This window comes from Streptomyces sp. AC627_RSS907 (genome assembly GCF_019049165.1).
In genome coordinates this window covers 1-549 of record NZ_JAGMUE010001505.1, presented here as the reverse complement: position 1 = coordinate 549, position 549 = coordinate 1, and the positions used below count along the sequence as shown (strand labels likewise).

The 549-nt window shown below is 71.4% G+C and carries 1 pseudogene; it reads right to left on the bottom strand.

The features are described from left to right. Positions 1-549, bottom strand: a pseudogene (locus KUM32_RS42700) (glycine dehydrogenase (aminomethyl-transferring)); the annotation flags it as partial.

Here is a 549-nt window from a genome sequence, read left to right as displayed (position 1 = left end):
ACGCGCCGTCCACCCGGCGCACCGGCGGCCAGTACTTGTCCGAGGCCGCCACGCCGGCCGGGAACACGGCCTCGTCCCTGCTGTACGGGTGGTCCCAGTCGCCACCGACCGTGGCCGCCGTGTGCGGGGCGTTGCGCAGCGGGTTGTCCTCGGCCGACCACTCGCCGGAGCCCACCTTGGCGATCTCCGCACGGATGGCGATCATCGCCTCACAGAAGCGGTCGAGCTCGGGCAGGTCCTCGCTCTCCGTCGGCTCGATCATGAGCGTGCCGGCGACCGGGAACGACATCGTCGGCGCGTGGAAGCCGTAGTCGATCAGCCGCTTGGCGACGTCGTCCACGGTGACGCCCGTCTCCTTGGTGAGCCCGCGCAGGTCGATGATGCACTCGTGCGCCACCAGCCCGGCCGGGCCGGTGTACAGCACCGGGTAGTGCGGTTCGAGCCGCTTGGCGATGTAGTTGGCGCTGAGCACCGCGACCTGCGTGGCGCGGCGCAGCCCCTCGCCACCCATCAGGCGCACGTACGCCCAGGAGATGGGCAGGATGCCGG